This window comes from Streptomyces sp. NPDC003635 (assembly GCF_053587635.1).
Map to the genome: position 1 here is coordinate 1 of NZ_JBSFOK010000002.1, position 18,727 is coordinate 18,727.

18 protein-coding genes and 1 rRNA gene are annotated in these 18,727 nt (G+C 70.7%); 8 read left to right on the forward strand and 11 right to left on the reverse strand.

Translation table 11 applies throughout. The features are described 5' to 3' along the window. Positions 1 to 68, forward strand: a 5S ribosomal RNA gene (gene rrf / locus ACWDRW_RS01950); the annotation flags it as partial. 50 nt (positions 69 to 118) lie between these two features. Here rrf and ACWDRW_RS01955 read toward each other — a convergent pair. After that, positions 119 to 796, reverse strand: coding sequence for a response regulator (locus tag ACWDRW_RS01955; RefSeq protein WP_451718682.1), 678 nt, complete (start codon positions 794 to 796; stop codon positions 119 to 121). Further along, the gene (locus tag ACWDRW_RS01960) at positions 793 to 2,040 is read right to left on the reverse strand and encodes a sensor histidine kinase (RefSeq protein WP_451718685.1); all 1,248 of its coding nucleotides are present in this window, start codon (positions 2,038 to 2,040) and stop codon (positions 793 to 795) included. Before ACWDRW_RS01960 ends, ACWDRW_RS01955 begins: the two co-directional genes overlap by 4 nt. Before the next feature lie 93 nt (positions 2,041 to 2,133). Between ACWDRW_RS01960 and ACWDRW_RS01965 the strand changes: the two genes are divergently transcribed. Continuing rightward, positions 2,134 to 2,706, forward strand: a complete 573-nt coding sequence (locus tag ACWDRW_RS01965) for a GNAT family N-acetyltransferase (protein WP_451718688.1) — start codon at positions 2,134 to 2,136, stop codon at positions 2,704 to 2,706. Here ACWDRW_RS01965 and ACWDRW_RS01970 read toward each other — a convergent pair. The 7 genes from ACWDRW_RS01970 to ACWDRW_RS02000 all read right to left on the reverse strand — a co-directional run bounded on the left by ACWDRW_RS01970 (position 2,695) and on the right by ACWDRW_RS02000 (position 10,629). Continuing rightward, entirely contained in the window at positions 2,695 to 4,134 is a 1,440-nt protein-coding gene (locus ACWDRW_RS01970; RefSeq protein ID WP_451718690.1) for a type IV secretory system conjugative DNA transfer family protein, read from the reverse strand. The two genes, ACWDRW_RS01965 and ACWDRW_RS01970, sit on opposite strands and share 12 nt — an antisense overlap. 12 nt (positions 4,135 to 4,146) lie before the next feature. Beyond that, the gene (locus ACWDRW_RS01975; RefSeq protein WP_451718692.1) at positions 4,147 to 5,559 is read right to left on the reverse strand and encodes an ATP-binding protein; all 1,413 of its coding nucleotides are present in this window, start codon (positions 5,557 to 5,559) and stop codon (positions 4,147 to 4,149) included. 6 nt (positions 5,560 to 5,565) lie between these two features. After that, positions 5,566 to 7,125 (reverse strand): SCO6880 family protein, encoded by a 1,560-nt coding sequence (locus tag ACWDRW_RS01980; protein ID WP_451718695.1) that lies wholly within the window; start codon positions 7,123 to 7,125, stop codon positions 5,566 to 5,568. After that, the gene (locus ACWDRW_RS01985) at positions 7,122 to 8,447 is read right to left on the reverse strand and encodes a hypothetical protein (protein ID WP_451718697.1); all 1,326 of its coding nucleotides are present in this window, start codon (positions 8,445 to 8,447) and stop codon (positions 7,122 to 7,124) included. The genes ACWDRW_RS01980 and ACWDRW_RS01985 overlap by 4 nt, the downstream gene beginning before the upstream one ends. Continuing rightward, on the reverse strand, positions 8,437 to 9,243 hold the full coding sequence (locus ACWDRW_RS01990; protein ID WP_451718699.1) for a hypothetical protein: 807 nt from the start codon (positions 9,241 to 9,243) through the stop codon (positions 8,437 to 8,439). The genes ACWDRW_RS01985 and ACWDRW_RS01990 overlap by 11 nt, the downstream gene beginning before the upstream one ends. Positions 9,244 to 9,421: 178 nt before the next feature. Continuing rightward, a complete protein-coding gene (locus tag ACWDRW_RS01995; protein WP_019526682.1) occupies positions 9,422 to 9,730 on the reverse strand; it encodes a hypothetical protein in 309 nt (102 codons plus the stop codon). Between the two features lie 299 nt (positions 9,731 to 10,029). Beyond that, on the reverse strand, positions 10,030 to 10,629 hold the full coding sequence (locus tag ACWDRW_RS02000; RefSeq protein WP_451718701.1) for a TetR/AcrR family transcriptional regulator: 600 nt from the start codon (positions 10,627 to 10,629) through the stop codon (positions 10,030 to 10,032). Positions 10,630 to 10,727: 98 nt separating this feature from the next. Here ACWDRW_RS02000 and ACWDRW_RS02005 point away from each other — a divergent pair, with 98 nt between their 5' ends. Both ACWDRW_RS02005 and ACWDRW_RS02010 read left to right on the forward strand, forming a co-directional pair. After that, positions 10,728 to 11,633, forward strand: coding sequence for an oxidoreductase (locus ACWDRW_RS02005; protein ID WP_451718702.1), 906 nt, complete (start codon positions 10,728 to 10,730; stop codon positions 11,631 to 11,633). 22 nt (positions 11,634 to 11,655) lie between these two features. Next, complete coding sequence (locus ACWDRW_RS02010; protein WP_451718705.1) at positions 11,656 to 12,414, forward strand: PIG-L deacetylase family protein; 759 nt, start codon at positions 11,656 to 11,658, stop codon at positions 12,412 to 12,414. Between the two features lie 20 nt (positions 12,415 to 12,434). Here the strand turns inward: ACWDRW_RS02010 and ACWDRW_RS02015 are convergent, their stop codons facing one another. Continuing rightward, complete coding sequence (locus tag ACWDRW_RS02015; RefSeq protein ID WP_451718708.1) at positions 12,435 to 12,773, reverse strand: DUF1330 domain-containing protein; 339 nt, start codon at positions 12,771 to 12,773, stop codon at positions 12,435 to 12,437. A gap of 180 nt (positions 12,774 to 12,953) precedes the next feature. On the opposite strand from ACWDRW_RS02015, the gene ACWDRW_RS02020 reads away from it, so the two are divergent. The 3 genes from ACWDRW_RS02020 to ACWDRW_RS02030 all read left to right on the forward strand — a co-directional run bounded on the left by ACWDRW_RS02020 (position 12,954) and on the right by ACWDRW_RS02030 (position 15,766). Beyond that, complete coding sequence (locus tag ACWDRW_RS02020) at positions 12,954 to 13,715, forward strand: SDR family oxidoreductase (protein WP_451718711.1); 762 nt, start codon at positions 12,954 to 12,956, stop codon at positions 13,713 to 13,715. 113 nt (positions 13,716 to 13,828) lie between these two features. Beyond that, positions 13,829 to 14,851 carry a C40 family peptidase gene (locus tag ACWDRW_RS02025; RefSeq protein WP_451718713.1) on the forward strand — a complete coding sequence of 341 codons (1,023 nt, stop codon included), beginning with the start codon at positions 13,829 to 13,831 and terminating at the stop codon, positions 14,849 to 14,851. A 204-nt stretch (positions 14,852 to 15,055) separates the two neighbouring features. Beyond that, positions 15,056 to 15,766 carry a phosphatase PAP2 family protein gene (locus ACWDRW_RS02030; protein ID WP_451718716.1) on the forward strand — a complete coding sequence of 237 codons (711 nt, stop codon included), beginning with the start codon at positions 15,056 to 15,058 and terminating at the stop codon, positions 15,764 to 15,766. A 6-nt stretch (positions 15,767 to 15,772) separates the two neighbouring features. Here ACWDRW_RS02030 and ACWDRW_RS02035 read toward each other — a convergent pair whose 3' ends face one another. Continuing rightward, the gene (locus ACWDRW_RS02035) at positions 15,773 to 17,338 is read right to left on the reverse strand and encodes an FAD-binding oxidoreductase (RefSeq protein ID WP_451718719.1); all 1,566 of its coding nucleotides are present in this window, start codon (positions 17,336 to 17,338) and stop codon (positions 15,773 to 15,775) included. A gap of 507 nt (positions 17,339 to 17,845) precedes the next feature. Here ACWDRW_RS02035 and ACWDRW_RS02040 point away from each other — a divergent pair. Beyond that, positions 17,846 to 18,673: a hypothetical protein gene (locus tag ACWDRW_RS02040; RefSeq protein ID WP_451718722.1), complete on the forward strand. Its 828-nt coding sequence runs from the start codon at positions 17,846 to 17,848 to the stop codon at positions 18,671 to 18,673. Positions 18,674 to 18,727 lie beyond the last annotated feature (54 nt).

Here is an 18,727-nt window from a genome sequence, read left to right on the forward strand (position 1 = left end):
AAGCTAAGCCTTACAGCGCCGATGGTACTGCAGGGGGGACCCTGTGGGAGAGTAGGACGCCGCCGAACAAATTTTAGAGAAAACCCCCGTGCCATTCGGCACGGGGGTTTTCTGCGTTTCAGGCCGGCTTCACCAGCTTGGTGTCGTACGCCAGGATCACCGCCTGGATTCTGTCCCTGGAACCCGTCTTCGCCAGGACCCGGCCCACATGGGTTTTCACCGTCGACTCCGCCAGGTGCAGACGATCGGCTATCTCCGTGTTCGTCCAGCCCATTCCGACGACCGTGAGGATCTCGCGTTCCCGTTCCGTGAGGGGAGCGAGTCTGGGGTCCTCCGGCTCTGAGAGGTCGTCGTCGGAGGGTGTGCCCGTCGGCAAGTGGTGGGCGTAGGCGTCGAGGAGCCGTCGGGTGAGGCTGGGGGCCACCACCGCGTCGCCTGTCGCCACCGCTCGGACGCCGACGAGGAGTTCTTCCGGCTGGGCGTCCTTCACGAGGAAGCCGGAAGCGCCGGCGCGCAGGCCCGCGTAGGCGTACTCGTCGAGGTCGAACGTGGTCAGGATCAGCACTCGGGTGCGGTCGCCGGAGGCGATGACGCGGCGGGTGGCCTCGATGCCGTCGAGGCCGGGCATGCGGACGTCCATCAGAACCACATCGGGGTTGTAGCGGGCGGTCAGCCGGACCGCCTCCAGTCCGTTCACCGCCTCTGCCACCACCGTCAGGTCGTCCTGGCTCTCCAGCAGCATCCGGAAGCCGAAGCGCTGCAGTGGCTGGTCGTCGGCGATGAGGACCGTCGTCACGGGGTGGATTCCTCCGGTAGTTCGAGATGGACGCGCCAACCCCCTTGGGGGTCTGGGCCGGCTTCAAGTGTGCCGTCGTACAGGGCCGTTCGCTCGCGCATGCCCGGGAGGCCCCGGCCTTCGGTGCCGTTGAGGGTGGCTCCGCGGCCGGTGTCGGTCACCGTGGCGGAGACGGCGCCGCCTTCGCCGTAGGAGATCTCGATGTGTGAAGTGGCCTGTGGGCCCGCGTGTTTGAGGGTGTTGGTGAGGGCTTCCTGGATTACCCGGTAGATGGTGAGCTGGCGGCCGGGGGTGCTGGTGGGGGTGCCCTTGACGGTGGTGTGGACGGGGAGGCCTGCCTCGCGTACGCCCTCGATCAGTGCGGTCAGGTCGGTGAGCGTCGGCTGGGGGGTGAGGTCTGGTCGGGGCGGCTCGTCGTCGGCCAGTACGTCCAGCAGGCGGCGGAGTTCGGTGAGGGCCTGGCGGCTGGTGGTGGCTATGGCGTTCAGGGCCTGGGAGGCTCGCTCGGGGGACTTCGCCGCCGCGTAGCGGCCGCCGTCCGCCAAGCCCGTGATGACGGAGAGGTTGTGGCCGATGATGTCGTGCATCTCGCGGGCGATACGGGCGCGTTCGGCGGCCGTGGCCAGGCGGGCCTGCTGGTCGCGTTCCACCTCCAGGCGGCGGGCGCGTTCCACCAGGGAGGCCAGGTGGTCCTGGCGGGCGCGGACCACGATGCCGGACATCGCCGCCAGGGCGAGGCTCATGGCCGCCGGAACGAGAGTCTGGTCCCAGCCCTGCTCTGCCGGGTAGCGGGCCGCGGCCACCACAGACGGGGTCAGGAGCAGGCCGTAGAGCCACAGCAGGGTGCCCATGCGGACGCGTAGGGCCGCGTTGAACAGGGCGACGAGGAGCAGGAGCGAGGCCTGGAGCAGGGCGCCCGTGGCCGAGTTGACGAGGGCCACCGGGACCATGGACAGCAGGACCGGCACGGGGTGGGTACGCCGCCACAGGAGGGGGACCGAGAAGCCGAGGGAGAGGCCGAGGATCAGCCAGCCCGGGAGGGTGTCGTTCTCGGCGATGTACGTCCAGCCGCCGCTGGTGTAGTCGACCACCGCGGCGATGACGGCGGCGCCGGTGAGGGGCAGGTCCCACACCCGTGGATGACGTCGGTCGAAGGCGCGAGCCCGGGTGAGGACACGCTGGACGTACTGGGTGAGGGGTTCGGCCCCCACGGGGGCGTCCCGTCGACTCGCTGCGGTCCGCATGCTCCGATCCTCCGGGTGAGCGAGCCCGGGGGCGTCGGGCGGAGGCCGGATATCGGATGAGGGTCGTAGTACCTGGGTATTACGGTGGCGGCCATGAGCGTGAGCAATGGGGAGCGGTACGTCGTCCGGTCCGTGCGGTCCGATGAGTGGCCGGCCGTGCGGGAGCTGCGGCTGGCCGCGCTGCGGGATCCCGCAGCGCCGATCGCCTTTCTGGAGACGTACGAGGACGCGGTGGCCAGGCCGGACTCGTACTGGAAGGAACGGGCGCAGGGAGCCGCCGAGGGCGCTCTCGGGGCTCAGCAGGTGGTCGCCGAGGGGCCGGACGGGAGCTGGGTGGGGACGCTGACGGTGCTCGTGGAGGAGGCGGGCACGACCGACTGGGCCGGGTTTCCGGTCGAGCGGCGGCAGGGGCATGTCGTGGGCGTGTTCATGCGGCCCGAGCATCGCGGGTGCGGGCTGACGGAGCTGATGTTCGACGAGGCGCTTCAGTGGTCCTGGCGGCAGGGGCTCGAGCGGGTGCGGCTCATCGTGCACGAGGACAACGGGCGGGCGCAGGCCTTCTATCGGCGGATGGGCTTCGTGCCGAGCGGGGTGACGGTGCCGCTGGAGAGCCAGCCAGGGTCGCTGGAGCACGAGTACGTCAAGAACAGGGACTCAGACCGGTAGTTCGTCGTGCGGCCAGCGGGACCGGGCCTGTTCCCGGGATCGCAGCAGGGCCAGGGTCGGCAGGCCGCGGTCCGCTCCGCCGGTGAGCAGTTCCGGGAGCTGGGGAAGCGGGGCCACGGCCGCCACGTCGTCCAGGACGAGGGTGAGTGGTGGGTCGAGGCGACCGGAGGATGACCGTTCGGCCATGCGCCGGCCGCGCTCGACCACGCTTGAGGCCAGGGCGGTGAGAAGGGGCATCGCGCCCGGGTTCGTGCGGGGATCCTCGATGGACTCGCCCACCAGATAAAGCGTGCCCCCTTCGTTGACGAAGGAATCCAAGGCGAGCGCATCAGTTCGGTTGGGAGTGCAGGCCTCGCGGATGTTCACCGTGAACAGGGCCGACAGCGCCCGCGTCGTCAACTGCTGCGCCATGTCCCGTCTTTCGGGGTGGGCCGTGAGCGCGGCCTCCAGCTCGCCCGCGGCGCCGGGGGCCGCCTTGGGACTGGTACGGAGGATGCGGACCGCGTCCTGGAGCTGGGTGCCCTGGGACCAGCGGTGGACGTGTCGGATCGTGCGGCCGTCTATCGCGGCGGCGTGCAGGGCGCTGCGCAGGAGCGTTTCGGCTACGTCGGCGACGGCCTGGTCGATCTTCGCGGTGGGGCGGACGGGGGCCAGCAGGGCCGCCGCTCTGGCCGCCGCCGTCTGCCGGTCCTCGCAACCCGTGGTCGGGGACCAGTGGAGGCGGGACGGGGTGTCGCAGCGGTGGGTGGGGTCGTAGAGGTGGACCGGGCCCAGCTTGGCGCGGGCGTCCTTGGTGTCCTGCCAGACGGCCGGGTTGGAGGTGACGACGAGGGCGGGGCCGTCGGCGTCGCGCACGGCCTGGGTCGCGGTGGCGTGCCGGGTGTCCTGGGCGCCGTAGAGCACGGTGGGGCGGGTGGGTTCCCAGGTGGCGAGGGGGTCGGCGGTGGGGACGGGAGTCACCGGGGCATGTACGGGCACCGGTTCCGGGGCCCTGGGTGTCGGCACCTCGTGCGTGACCGGTTCGGGCGCCGCAGCCACGATCGGCTCCGCCGCGGGTACCTCCCGGCGCCGTGCCCGGACCGCCCGCCACCGTGCCAGGGTCCCCATCACGAACACGGTGAGCACGATCAGCACCATCAGCTGCCCGATGAACAGCCCCCAGAACAGCCCGTACCCCGACAGCTGAGCCGCGGGTGTCTCCGGCCAGGCTCCCGCGATGTCGTGCGGGGCGCCGAACAGATGCCGCATCGCCAGGGGTGTACGCGCGAAGGTGACGCCCGACGGCCAGGTGCCGTGGGAGAACACGCCCGCGAGTCCCGTGGCCGTCCAGACCATCAGGGTCAGGCCGAGCAGGAAGGCGAGTATGCCGACCAGCAGCCCGTCCGGGATGCCGCCAGAGGTCTCCTGCCGCCGGTCGTCCGCACGCACTGAGCCGCCCCCTTACGCCACCGTCGACTCGGAGTCGCCGAGGTGTTGTTCCACGAAGGCCGCCGCCCGCTCCTCGGCCTCCAGCTCGGCGGCGCGCAGGGCGTCGTCGCTCAGGTGGTCGTCGGAGGACTCGGTCATCGCGCGGTCGGTGAAGACCAGCGGCCGTTCGGTCTCGGTGACCAGGTGTTTGACCACCTGGACATTGCCGTTGACGTCCCAGACGGCGATGCCGGGCGTGAGCGTCGGAATGATCTCCACGGCCCAGCGCGGCAGTCCGAGCACCCGGCCGGTCGCCCTCGCCTCGTCCGCCTTCTGGGCGTAGATCGTCCTGGTCGAGGCCATCTTCAGGATCGCCGCCGCCTCCTTCGCCGCCGCCCCGTCCACGACGTCGGACAGGTGGTGGACGACGGCGACGAAGGACAGACCCAGGCGCCGGCCGAACTTCAGCAGGCGCTGGAAGAGCTGGGCGACGAAGGGGCTGTTGATGATGTGCCAGGCCTCCTCGACCAGGAAGATGCGCTTCTTCCGGTCGGGGCGGATCCAGGTGTGCTCCAGCCACACGCCGACGATCGCCATCAGGATCGGCATGGCGATGGAGTTGCGGTCGATGTGGGACAGGTCGAAGACGATCAGCGGCGCGTCGAGGTCGATGCCGACCGTCGTCGGGCCGTCGAACATGCCCCGCAGGTCACCGTCGACCAACCGGTCCAGCACCAGGGCGACGTCGAGTCCCCAGGCCCGGACATCGTCTATGTCGACGTTCATCGCCTCCGCGGACTCCGGCTCCGGATGCCGTAGCTGCTCGACGATGTCGGTCAGGACGGGCTGCCGTTCGACGATGGTCTCGTTGACGTAGGCGTGCGCGACCTTCAGTGCGAAGCCGGAGCGCTCGTCGAGGCCGTGGCCCATGGCGACCTCGATGATGGTGCGGAGCAGCGCGAGCTGACCCGTCGTCGTGATCGAGGGGTCGAGCGGGTTGAGCCGGATCCCGTGGTCCAGGGCCGCCATCGGGTCGAGCCGGATAGGAGTTATCCCCAGCTCCTGCGCGATGAGGTTCCACTCACCGACGCCGTCCTCGCCCTGTGCGTCCAGCACGACGACCTGCCGGTCGCGGAACCGCAGCTGCCTGAGGACGTACGTCTTCTCCAGCGCCGACTTGCCGTTGCCGGACTCGCCGAGCACCAGCCAGTGCGGAGCGGGCAGTTGCTGGCCGTACAGCTGGAAGGGGTCGTAGATGTAGCCCTTGCCGGAGTACACCTCGCGGCCGATGATCACGCCCGAGTCGCCGAGGCCCGGCGCGGCCGTGGGGAGATAGACCGCCTGGGCCTGGCCGGTGGAGGTGCGGACGGGCAGGCGGGTGGTCTCCACCTTGCCGAAGAGGAACGAGGTGAAGGCGTCGGTGAGGATGGACATCGGATCCCGCATGCGGCCCTACCTTCGAATGCCGGTGGCGAACGGGAGCGTGTTCACGAAGGCGCGATGGTGCTCGCGGTCGCACCACTCCAGCTTCAGGTACGACTTTCCGGCCGACGCCCGGATGGTTCGCTTGTCGCGGGCCAGGGACTCCGGGGAGCGGGAGGAGACGGTGATCCAGCCGACGAGGTTCACGCCGGCCGCGCCGCTGGCGAGATCCTCTCCGCGCTGGTCGAGGCGGTTGTGGGCGGCGATGTCGCGGGGGTCGACGGTTCGGTTCATCTTGGCGGCGCGGGAGGCCTCGGCCTCGTCGTTCGTCTTCTCGGTCAGCATGCGCTCGATGGCGATCTCGGTGGGTTCGAGGTCCATCGTGACGGCGACCGTGCGGATGACGTCCGGGGTGTGGACGAGGAGGGGCGCCAGGAAGTTGACGCCCACGGGAGTCATCGGCCACTCCTTGACCCAGGCCGTGGCGTGGCACCAGGGGGCGCGGGTGGAGGACTCGCGGGTCTTGGCCTGGAGGTAGGTGGGCTCCATGGCGTCCAGCTCGGCCGGCCAGGCGTTGCGCTTCGTCATCGCCTGGATGTGGTCGATCGGGTGGTCCGGGTCGTACATGGAGTGGATGAGGCTCGCCAGCCGCCCCTGACCGAGCGGCTGCCGTACCCGGATGTCGGCTTCCTGCAGCCGCGAGCAGATGTCGGTCAGCTCACGGGCCATGACGACGGCGAGACCGGCGTCCTTGTCGACCTTCCGCCCGTGCTGCGGCCGCGCGGCCCGTGCCATGGCGTGCGCCTCGGCGGCCAACTCGCGCGTGTAGTGCATACAGGCGACCAGATAGGCGCGGTGCTGCTCACTGCTGGTCGACACCATCGACTGCAACTGGTCGTACGACTGCTGCAGCCAGGGCAGCGCCTTCTCGTCCCCGCGTACGGCGACGTCCTTGGCGTGGGCGTCGGGGTCGGCGGGGAGGGTCCGGGCGAGCATCTGGAGCCGGGTGACGAAGCCGTCGCCGTTGGCCACGTGCTTGAGGAGCGTGCCGAAGCGGTCGACGAGGGCTTCCTGGTCCTCGGAGTCACGCAGGCCGACGCCGGGGCCCTCGATCTCGATGGCGGCGGTGACGGTCCTGCGGTCCGCGTGCAGCAGTACGGCGATCTCGTCCGGCCCGAAGGGGGCGGCGAGCCAGGTGATCCGGCCGATGCCGGGCGGCGGTCCGACCTCGACCTCGCGGCCGTCGATCCGGGTGCCGGCCTCCATCGCCGCGGAGCGGTAGACGGTGCCGGACCGCAGGGTGCGCTTGAAGCTGCGGTTGATCTCGAACCACTTGTAGAACGTCCGGCGCTTGTACGGCACGTAGACCGCGGCGAGCGCCACCATGGGGAAGCCCATGAGCAGCACGATGCGCAGGGAGAGGACGGGGACGAGGAGCCCGCACATCATGCCGAGGAACGCGCCCGCGATGATCAGGGCGATCTCGCCGGTCTCACGATTCCGGCCGACGATCGCGTTCGGCCGGGCGCGGCCGATCAGATATGTACGGCGGGGCGTGACCGGATGGGACACGTGGGACTCGGTCGTCAACGCCCTTCACCTCCCGTGCGGTTGGTACTGCTGTTGCGAGTGTTGCTGGCGTGGGGCGTGTTCACCGGGCTGCCGGACCGGGGCACGGGTGCGGCGGAGGGGACAGATCCGCCGCCTCCGTTCGCGGTGCGGGAACTGTGCGCGGCGACTCCGCCGGCCGCCTGGTTGGCGGGGCGGGGGCCGCCGGCGCTCTGGCCGCCGTTGTTGTCGGCGCGGGCGCTGTGGGTCTTGATGCCCTGGGCGACCAGGGTCGCGGGGGAACTGATGACGGCGGCGGCCTTGCTCTCGGCGCCCTGCATGATGCGGTTGTTGCGGGAGCCGGCGATCTCGTCACCGAAGCCGGGGACGAAGCGGTAGATCATCGCGCTGGCGAAGATGGCGAGCAGGATGATGGCGAGGCCGGAGACCACGGCGGAGAAGGCGTCGGGGCCGTCGTCGGCGGAGAGTGCTCCGGCGAGCCCGAGGACGATGACGATGACCGGCTTCACCAGGATGACGGCGATCATGATGCCCGCCCAGCGGCGGACGTGTCCCCACAGGTTCTTGTCGACCAGGCCCGCGTAGACGACGGTGCCGAGCAGGGCGCCGACGTAGAGCAGGGCGGCGCGGATGACGAGCTCCAACCAGAGGACTCCGGCGGCGAGGATGCTGACGAGTGAGACGACGATCAGCATGATCGGTCCGCCGCCGATGTCCTCGCCCTTCTCCAACGCGCCGGAGAAGGTGCCGAAGAAGGTGTCGGTCTGGTCGCCCGTCGTCTTCGCGAGCACCTCGGAGATGCCGTCGGTGGCGGATACGACCGTGTAGAGGATCAGCGGGGTGAACGCCGACGCGAGCACGGTGAGCCAGAGGAAGCCGATCGCTTCGCTCAGGGCGGTGGTGAGCGGGACGCCTCTCACGGCTCGCTTGGCTACCGCCAGCAGCCACAGGATGAGGGTGAGGATGGTGGAGGCGGCGAACACGACGGCGTACTGCTGAAGGAACTTCGGGTTCGTGAAGTCGACGTTCGCGGTGTCCTTCACGGCCTCGCTGAGCTTGTCGACGGTCCATGCGGCGGCGTCGGCACAGCCCCTTGCCAGGGAGGAGAGGGGGTCGAGGGTGGAGGTGGGGTCGAGGGTGGTGGTGCCGCCGGATCCGCTGCCGCTGTTGTCGTTTTCGCAGTAGTCCTTGGCTGGGCCGACGATGAGGTCACAGTTGTCCTGCGACGGGGTCGGAGAGGGCGTGGGTGCGGCGACGGCGCGTGTTGCCAGCAGCACGACGGATGTCTGTACGGCGGTGAGGGCGGCGGCGACCTTCAGCACGCGGCGCGGGCTACCGGGCATACGTGAAGCCTCCGTACTCCTCGACGGCCTTGGCCATCTCGTCGGCGCTGGACGCCTTGTTGTCCCCGGGGACGGGGGCGGGCCCGTCCTTCTGGGCGAAGCTGTCGACCTTCCAGTCGTCCGCCCAGCGCAGTTGGAGGGTCATGGTGAACCAGTCGCTGCTGACCGGGTCGGTGGAGCCCTCCCCGGCGGTGCCGAACACTCCGGTGCACCAGACCTCGACGGTCGCCGCGGTGTCCGAGTAGTTCGTGACCTTGGTGCCGATCGGCACGGTCCGGGAGACGTAGGTGTTGCCGCCCGTCGCGTTGCCGTTCTCGTCGAGGCCGAGATTGCCGAGGAAGTCCTTGGAGTAGGCCTCGTTGAACTTGGCCTCGAGTTCCGCCTGTTTGTCCGCGACGAAGACCTGCTGCACGATCTCGGTGCGGCGGGCAGGCTTGAGCATGTCGGCCGAGACCAGGGTCACCGCATAGTTCGCGGCAGCGCTCTGCACCCCCTGCTCGTCCCGCTCGAACCCCGACCCCACCGGCCGCTCACCACTTGCCGCCGTGGGGGCAGCCTGCGGCTTGTCGCCGGCCGTGTCCTCGGATGAGGAATCGTCTCCTCCACGGTTCGCGAAGGCGATTGCCGCGATGAGGAGGACGACCACGCCGACCACCGTGACCAGGCTCCGGGACGACGAGCGGGGGCCCCGCCGTGCGCCTCCGTACATGTCGCCGCCGCCCTCGGGCAGCCGGGTGCGGGTCTGGCCCGTGCCTCCGTAACCGCCGGAAGGCTCCCGCTCGTCTCCGAGACTCATACCGCGTACGCCCCCTCACCGTGGTACCCGAAGCCGTAGAGGCCGCTGGAGTACGACGGTAGTCGTGCTGGTTCCCGCGCGGGCGCGGTGTGGTGACTCGACATCAGGGAGACGCAACCTCAGCCGGTGGGCACGACGGGCGGGTGGGAGGGGACGGAAGGGGAGGGGTGCGCGTCGGCTACACGGCCATGCCGTACACGATCGTGAACAGCGTGCCGAGTGATCCGATGATGAAGACGCCGGTCAGGCCCGCGATGATGAGGCCCTTGCCCTGCTCCGCGCTGAAGGTGTCGCGCAGCGCGGTCGCGCCGATGCGCTGCTTGGCGGCGCCCCAGATGGCGATTCCGAGGCAGAGCAGGATGGCTACCGCCATCACGACCTCGATCATCACCTTGGCCTCGTTGCCCAGGCTGCCGAAGGGGCCCCAGTCCGGAGCGATCCCCCCGATGATGGTGTTGATGTCTCCCTCGTCGGCCGCAAAGAGCATGTAAGTCACCGCCCCTGTTGGGTAGTTCCACTTCCTCTGGCGTCGCGCAGAGGTCAGGCCTCATTGTCGCCGACAATTTCGCTGTCGTATGTCGACTTGGCGTCATTGGTTGGCGGGTTTCGTACGAATGCTTGTCTGGTCACTCTGTGTATCACGGCCGGTCACGCCGGGCAATGAGGCCGGAGCGGAACCTGTCGTGTGGTTCCGTCGTTAGTCCCTCTTGTCACTACTCGCCCTGCTCGTACCGTTTCTGACGGCCGGTCGGGTGACGGCTCGGGGAGATGTTCCCCGGGTGAAGGCTACGTGCGCCGGGGCTTGAGGCCGTACAGGAGGTGGTGGACCAGCTCCTCGATGCCGTCCAGGGCCGCCTCGGGCGTGAGCATGCCGCCCGCCGCGAAGGCGGCGAGGCCGTGCAGGCTCGCGCCGGTGACGAGCGTGAGGTGTTCCGGCTCGGCCTCGATGATCTCGCCGCGTCGCTGGGCGTCGGCGATGACCCGGGACAGCGCGCCGATCGTGCCGTCGATCGCACTCGCCATCTGGTCGTAGGAGTCGGGGTCGTGCTTGCGGGCGTACATCAGCTCCAGCAGCTCGCCGTTGTCGAGGGCGAAGCGGAGATATGCCCGGGCCAGGGCGGTGAGCCGGGGTTCGAGCGGGAGATCCGGGGTGTCGGCGGCCTTGAGGGCCTGCTTCAGACGGTCGTAGCCGGCGAGGGCCAGGGCGTTGAGCAGGGCCTGCTTGTCCTTGAAGTGGCGGCCGGGCGCGGCATGGCTGACGCCGGCCTCGCGGGCCAGCTCGCGCAGGGAGAGCGCCGCGACGCCCTTCGACCGCAGGGTGCGCTCGGCACCGGCCAGCAGGGTGGAGCGCAGGTCTCCGTGGTGGTAGGGGCGGCTCTCGGGCATGCGCACATGGTAACTGGATGTTGTCGGCGTCATCATTGTTGGCGTCGCCATCATTGTTGTCATTGACAGCATTGTTGGCGTCGCCTACATTCGGTGGCATGACCGAGACGCAGAAGTGGAACGTGACCGACCTGCCCGATCTCCACGGGCGTACGGCCGTCGTCACCGGGGCCAACAGCGGCATCGGCCTCACCGCCGCCCGGGCGCTGGCGGGAGCGGGCGCGCATGTCGTCTTCGCGGTGCGGGACGCCGAGCGCGGCCGGGCCGCCGCCGCGACCGTCGACGGCAGCACCGAGGTGCGCCGCCTCGATCTGGCCGACCTCGCCTCCGTGCGGGAGTTCGCGGCAGGGTGGGACGACCCGCTGCACCTGCTGATCAACAACGCGGGCGTGATGATGCTCCCGAAGCGGCGGACCCAGGACGGCTTCGAGATGCAGTTCGGCACCAACCACCTGGGCCACTTCGTCCTGACGAACCTGCTCCTGCCCTACGTCACGGACCGCGTCGTCACCGTCGCCTCCTCCGCCCACCGCTGGCGGGGCGGCACGATCCACTTCGACGACCTGAACATGGACGCCGACTACCACCCCCGGCGCGCCTACGCCCAGTCCAAGGTGGCGAACCTGCTCTTCACGCTGGAACTCCAGCGCCGGCTGGCGGAGTCCGGCTCCCGGGTGCGCGCGCTCGCGGCCCACCCCGGGTACTCGGCCACCAACCTCCAGAGCCACGCGGCGAGCCCGCTGGACCGGGTGGGGATGCGGTTCTCCAACAGGTTCCTGGCGCAGAGCGACCGGGCGGGCGCCCTGCCGACCCTGTACGCCGCCACCCAGGACCTGCCCGGTGCGAGCTACGTCGGCCCCGACGGCTGGGGCGAGTGGCGGGGCGGGCCGACGCTGGTGAGCCGGTCCCGGGCGGCGAGCGATCCGGCGACGGCCCGGCGACTGTGGACGGTGTCGGAGGAACTCACCGGGGTGCGCTGTCCGTTGGAGGTTCAGGTGGCCTGAGTCCCGCGGAGGTGGTCGTTCGATGCCGAGTCTGCTGGCCGTGTTCGCCCACCCGGACGACGAGTCCCTGTTCTCCGGGGGAGCGCTGGCGCGCAATGCCGCCGAGGGCGGTCGTACGGCGGTGGTGACGGCCACCTGGGCCGAGGACACCCGGCGGGGCGCCGAACTCGCCGAGGCGGTGCGGATACTCGGCACCACCGAGAAGCCCCGGATGCTCGGCTACGCCGACTCCCGGGTGCCGGAGTCCGCCCCCGGCAGGCCCCGGCTGTGCGACGCGCCGCTGGACGAGGCGGTCGGCCGACTCGTCGCGCACATGAGGCGGTTCCGCCCAGAGATCGTGGTCACGCACGACGCGTACGGCGGACTGTCGGGCCATGAGGACCATGTCCACACCCACCGCCTGACCGTACTGGCCGCACAGGCGGCGGGACTTGAGCGGCTCTACCCGGACGCGGGTGCGCCCTGGCAGCCCCGCGCGCTGTATCTGGCCACCCACCCGCACTCGGCGGTGCGGGCGCTGGAGGAGTTCGCGGCGGTGGGCAAGGGGATGCACTCCGTGCCGGACGAGTGGATCACGGCCACCGTCGACGCGCGCCCCTGGCTGGAGCGGAAGTGGGCCGCCGTGCTCGCCCATCGCAGCGAGGTGGAGCGGGGGGCCGGGCCGGGGCTGCTGGCCGGACTGACGGCGCAGGCGCGGGAGCGGATCCTCGGCACGGAGTGGTTCATCCGTCAGGAGCTCATATCCGGGGCCAGGAGCGGCGAGACGGGGCTGAGCGCCTAGAGCGAGACGGGGCTGAGCGCCTAGAGCGAGTCCCGGAGCGCCTTCGCCGTGGTGGCCGGGTCGTAGCCCTCGGGGACGCCCGGGACGAGGATGATGTCGCCCACGATGTGCCGGGAGCGCAGCGGGGCGATCTCCTGGTAGGCGGGCGAGTCCCACCAGGCCCGCGCCTCCTCGATCCCCGGGAACCCGATCATCACGACCGCTCCGGGCCAGCCGCCCTCCAGCGTCTCGTGCTCGGCGCCGTGGACGAGGAACCGGCCGCCGTACGGCTCGAAGGTGGCGGTGATCCGCTCGATGTAGTCGGCGATCTCCGCGTGCGGGGTGATCTCGCGCAGGTGAGCTATGGCGTACGCGGTCATGGCGGGGGCCTTCCGGTCGTGGGGCGGGCGGGTCCTTGCGGCCTTGCTCCTTTACTCGCTCGATCGTGTCAGCGGGGCCGACCAGGGTCGATGACCTGAGAGGTAATGGGGTGCGCGCTGTACCGGGACGTCGTGGGCTACGGTGCTGAAACGGGCGTATCGGCGAGGAGGGCGGCTCGGATGGCAGGCGGCGTGGGCTTCGGGCTCGCCGGTCGCACCGCCCTGGTCACCGGCTCGGTGCGCGGGCTCGGCCTGGAGATGGCGCGTGGGCTGGCGCGGGCCGGCGCCCGGGTGATTCTGAACGGGCGCGACGAGGCCGCCCTGGGCCGGGTGGTCGCCGGGCTGCGCCTGACCGGACTGGATGTCGAGGGCGCGGCCTTCGACGTCACCGACCGGGCGGCGGCACGGGCCGCGGTGACCGGGCTCGGCGTCGTCGACGTCCTGGTCAACAACGTCGGCCGGCGGGACCGGGGCGGTCTGGACGAGATGACGCCCGAGGAGCTCGCCCACCTCCTCGACGTCCACCTCGCCTCGGCGTACGCCCTGAGCCAGGCGGTCGCCCAGGGGCTCGCCGAGCGCGGTGTCCCGGGCCGCATCATCAACGTCTCCTCCGTGCTCGGCCAGCTCGGCCGTACCGGGGACGTCGCCTACGCCACCGCCAAGGCCGGTCTGGACGGCCTCACCCGCGCCCTAGCCGCCGACCTGGGCCCGAGCGGCACCACGGTCAACTCGGTGGCCCCCGGCACCTTCGCCACCGAGGTCGATTCGGGCCTGGCCGACGACCCCGAGTGGGCGCGCTGGCTGCGCACCCGTACCGCCCTCGGCCGCTGGGGCCGCCCCGAGGAGATCGCCGGGATCGTGGTCTTCCTGGCGAGCGACGCGGCCTCCTTCATCACCGGACAGACGATCGCGGTGGACGGCGGTATGACGACCACCTTCTGAGGCCGCCTCGTGAAGGCCGCCTTCTCGCCGCCTTTCTGAGCCGACGTCACAACAGCCCTGGTTGCGCCGGATTCCACGTGGGAAGCTCCTAGACTGGCGCGGGCGGACTCCCGGTGGGCGAGGGGCGGTTGACGGTGCGTAAGGCATGGATCGTGGCGGGTGCCGCTGTCGCGGCGGGGCTCAGCTTCGTGATGCTGCTCGTCGTCGGGGTGTACGTGGTCGCCGGGAACCTCGCCAACGGCGTCGGCGGCGGGGCCAAGGCGCTGGCCAAGGGCGCCGTTCCGGCCGCCTACCAGACGCTGGTGCAGAAGTGGGGCAACCTCTGCCCCGCGATCAACCCGGCGCTGCTCGCCGCCCAGCTCTACCAGGAGAGCGGCTTCAACCCCAAGGCCCAGAGCCCGGCCGCGGCGCAGGGGATAGCGCAGTTCATCCCTGGCACCTGGGCCACCCACGGCATCGACGGCGACGGCGACGGCGACCGGGACGTCTGGGACCCGCAGGACGCGATCCCCTCGGCGGCGTCGTACGACTGCGAGCTCGCCTCCTACGTCAAGGACGTGCCCGGCGACGCGACGAAGAACATGCTCGCCGCCTACAACGCCGGGGCGTACGCGGTCATCAAGTACGGGGGCGTGCCGCCCTACAGCGAGACGCGGAACTACGTGAAGACCATCACGACGCTGGAGGAGAGCTTCGCGGCGCCCGTCGGCCGGGTCGATCCCTCGAAGCAGGCCGCCGCGGCCATCGCCTACGCGCAGGAGAAGCTCGGCACGCTCTACCTCTGGGGCGGGGACGGCACCGCCGAGGACGGCGGGCGGTTCGACTGTTCCGGGCTGACGAAGGCCGCGTACGAGAGTGTCGGGATCTCGCTGCCGCGCGTGGCCAACGATCAGTACAACGCGGGTCCGCATCCGGCCAGGGACGAGCTGCTCCCCGGGGATCTGGTCTTCTTCTCGGACGACCTCACCAACTCCCGGGCCATCCGGCATGTGGGGATTTATGTCGGTGGTGGGTACATGATCGACGCCCCGAGAACAGGTGCTGTGATCCGGTTCGACCCGATCGACACCCCGGACTACTTCGGTGCCACCCGGGTCACCGAGGATGGCGCGAAAGCGCTCCCCACCGAGGTGTAGACGGAGCGTGAACCCACCCCCTGAGCTGCGGCGATGTATCTCTCTTCGATAACGTCTGCGTGATCATTCAGTGGAGGGTGGAACGTATCAAGGGGGACCGTGCGTTCCTGTTGACGTAGCCGAGCGCGGATCTACAACCACGGGGGTGGCACAGCGGCGCGCGCACAGGCGTGCCGGGAGAGACGACGAAGGGGCCGCAGCATCATGGCTGGACTCGCCGCATCCGGGTCGAACCCCGACGTCGAGCTGCTTTACGACATCAATGGCCTGGCCAAGGACGCGCCGCACTGGTTCGACCGGGTCATGGAGTACGTCGGCGAATACGGCCTGCTGATCGCCATGGTGCTGCTCGTGCTGTGGTGCTGGGGGTCGCTGCGTCGCCGGGGCGGCGAGGACGCGGCCTCGTCCGTGGCCGCGCTGGTGTGGGCGCCGCTCGCCGCCGCGATCGCGGTGCTGGTGAACGTGCCGATACGGGGCTTCGTCGAGCGCCCCCGCCCCTTCCTCGACCACCAGGGCCTGGAGGTCCTGGTCACCGGGAAGACCGACTTCTCCTTCGTCAGCGACCACGCGACGATCACCATGGCCATGGCGGTCGGGCTGTTCGTCGCCAACCGGAAGTTCGGCCTCGTCGGCATAGGGCTCGCCCTGCTGGAGGGCTTCTGCCGGGTGTACATGGGCGTGCACTACCCCACCGACGTCATCGGCGGGTTCGCGCTCGGCACGGCGGTAACCCTCCTGCTCTCGCCCGTCGCCTCGGCGCTGCTGACGCCGGTGACGAAGGCGGTCGAGCGCTCGCCGCGGGCCGGGTGGATCGTCCGGTCGCGGAAGGTGTCGTCGTACGACGGTCAGGGCGCGGTCGTTCCGGGGGCGCGGCAGGAGAACGCCGGGGCCGCGGAGCGGGATCTGGCGGCCTGACGCCCATCAGACGGCCTGGGGGTAGGTGAAGAACCCCTTCGGGTCGTACTGCTTCTTCAGCCGGGTCAGCCTGGGGGCCGCGTCCCCGTAGTACGCCTTCCGCCAGTTCCGCAGGGTCGGGTCCGTGTAGTTCTGGTAGGCCGCGCCCGACGCGTACGGCCTCATCGCGTCGTGGGCGCCGGTCAGCCAGGACTGGGCCGCCGTGCCGCTCGTGCCGGCCCGCCAGGCGGCGATGTACTGCGCCAGCATGCGGGAGCGGCGGTGCACGAACGCCGTCGCCGTCGGGTCGACGCGGTTGACCGCTCCGCCGAGAGCGGTGAGGGCGACGCTGCCGGAGCCGCCGCGGACGTTCTTCAGCTGGGTGAGCAGGGTCTGCACGCCCGCCGAGGAGATCGAGCGGTCGAAGAAGTCCGACTTGGCGGCGTACGTCTCGCGGTGCAGGGCGCCCTGCGGGGAGCGGCCCGGGGTGGCGCCGGGCAGGTGGCACTGGGCGTCCGTGGCGAAGGAGGAGCAGCCGGCGTAGAGCTCCATCGACTCCTCGTAGGAGCGGCGGCGCAGCGAGACGCTGGTCGCGGAGGCGCCGATGCGGTCGGCGAGGCGGTCCACGGCGTTCTGGAGTTCGCCGTAGGTGCCGAGGGAGAAGGCGGCGACGGAGACCGTCGGGGTGCCGCCGACGGCGTTCGCGAGGTGGAAGGACGACCAGATCTCGTCGGGCTGGGCGGGGCCCCACTCCTGCCAGGCCTTCAGTACGGCGGCGGCCCTCGACCAGGGCCAGGACAGGTAGGCGGTGACGGCCTGGGGCGCGGGGTGGGTCTTGAACCGGAGCTCCGTGACGACGCCGAAGTTGCCGTTGCCCGCGCCGCGCAGGGCCCAGAAGAGGTCCTTGTTCGTGGTGGCGTCGGCGGTGAGCTGCTTGCCGTCGGCGGTGATCAGGGTGGCGCGGGTGAGGCTGTCGCAGGTCAGGCCGTACGCCCTGGACACGACGCCGTGGCCGCCGCCGAGAGTGAGGCCGGAGACGCCGACGGTGGGGCAGGAGCCGGCCGGGATGGTGACGCCCTTGGCGGCGAGGGCGCGGTAGACGTCGATGAGTTTGGCGCCCGCGCCGATGACCGCTGTGCCGCCCGAGGTGCGGATGCGGTTGAGTCTGGAGACGTCGATGACCAGGCGGCCGTTGCCGGAGGACCAGCCCGCGTAGGAGTGGCCGCCGTTGCGGATCGCCACGTGGAGGTCGTGGGCGTGGGCGTAGGCGAGGGCGGTGCGGATGTCGGCGGTGTGGGCTACGTAGACGACCGCGGCGGGCTTCAGATTGTCGAAGCGGGTGTTGTAGAGCTGGCGGGCGGTGTTCCAGGTGGTGTCGCCCGGGCGGATGAGTTGGCCGTCCAGGTCCCGGGCGAGGGCGGACCAGGTGGCGGGGCTGGTGGCGCTGGTGGTGCGCATCGGCGGGACGGAGGTGGAGTGGGGGGCCGCGCGGCGGGGGTTGGTGCCGGTGTCCGTGCCGGTTCCGGTGCATGCGGCGGTGGTCGTCGCCGTGAGTGCGGCTGCTCCGCCGGCTATGAAGGTGCGCCGTTCCATGTCGCCTCCCGTGGGTTACGTGGAACGAGACGGGGTGGTGGGGGTGAGGGTTCCATGCCGGCAGCACCGGTCTTTCCTCGCCCCCGCCGCCCTTACCCGTCCCATCCCTGGGGGGCCGCGCCCCCAGACCCCCATCGGCCCTGGACGGGCCTCGTCCTCAGACGCCGGACGGGCCGGCAGTTCCGGGGGTGCCGGGGATGCGAGGCATCATCTCGTCGTGTGGGCCTCGGCGTCTCTTCTTGCCTGGCTGCGGGCTCGCCTTGCCGGGCCCTTCCAGCCGCAGGTGCACTGCGCCGTGCAGAAGGGGCCCTGTTCGATCGTGGCGGTGCGGTGGGCGGGGCGGCGGGGCGGGGGCGGGGCTTCGTCGTGGGCCACGGAAGCAACCGTACCGAGCGCAGGTAAAGGGTTTCTCAGTGCGGGTGGGTGCGTTACGGCGGCACCCACCCGTCGTTAAGCGGGACGACGAGGGGCCCGAGAACGGACGTACCGGCTGGGGGTAGGCAGGCGATGGCGGAGCGGCGGTTCAGGCGGACGGGGGCGCTCGTCGTCGCGGCGGGGGTCGTGACCGTGGGCGGGTGCGGCGGGCCCGTCACTGACGACGAGAAGGGCGCGGACGCCGAGCGGAACGTCGAGGTCGTCGTCGGCGCCGCCGCCGCGCTCGTCGACGCCCGTACCTCCAAAGCCCGAACGTCCATGGAGATGGCCACCGGTGGGACCCGCGTCACCATTCGAGGCGAGGGCGTCTATGACTACCGGAAGCAGGTCGGGCGGCTGAAGGTGCTGCTGCCGCAGGATCCCGCCGGGGACTCCGCGCAGCGGCCCATCACCGAACTCCTGGCGCCCGACGCGCTGTTCATGAAGAACCGCGGCGCGGGCGTGCCCGCCGACAAGTGGGTGCGCGTCGAGACCGCTTCCCTGTCGGACGGGAATCTCGTCACCGGTGGGGCCACGGATCCGTACGCCGCGGCCCAACTGCTCCTCGGGGTGCGGAGCGTCGATCACGTGGGGGCCGAGCGGCTCGCGGGGGTGGCGGTGGAGCACTATCGCGGGGTCGCCGACCTGCGGCTCGCCGCCGAGCGGGCCTCCAGAAAGTCTCGGGGCTCGCTCAACGCGGCGGCGAAAGGGTTCGCCTCACCCCGGGTGCCCTTCGACGTGTATCTCGACGACGAAGGGCGGATCCGGAAGGTCCGGCATCGGTTCAGCTTCGTCAATGGTCAGCAGGAACAGCCCGTCGACGTGGCCTCCACCACCTTGCTGTTCGACTTCGGCGTCCCCGTCGACGTACGCCTTCCGGAGCGCGAGGACATCTACGCCGGGCGGATCGCGGAGGAGTGAGGAGCCGCGACGGTCGTCAAGGACTAGCCCGTCCGTGCCATGCGCGGTGTGTAG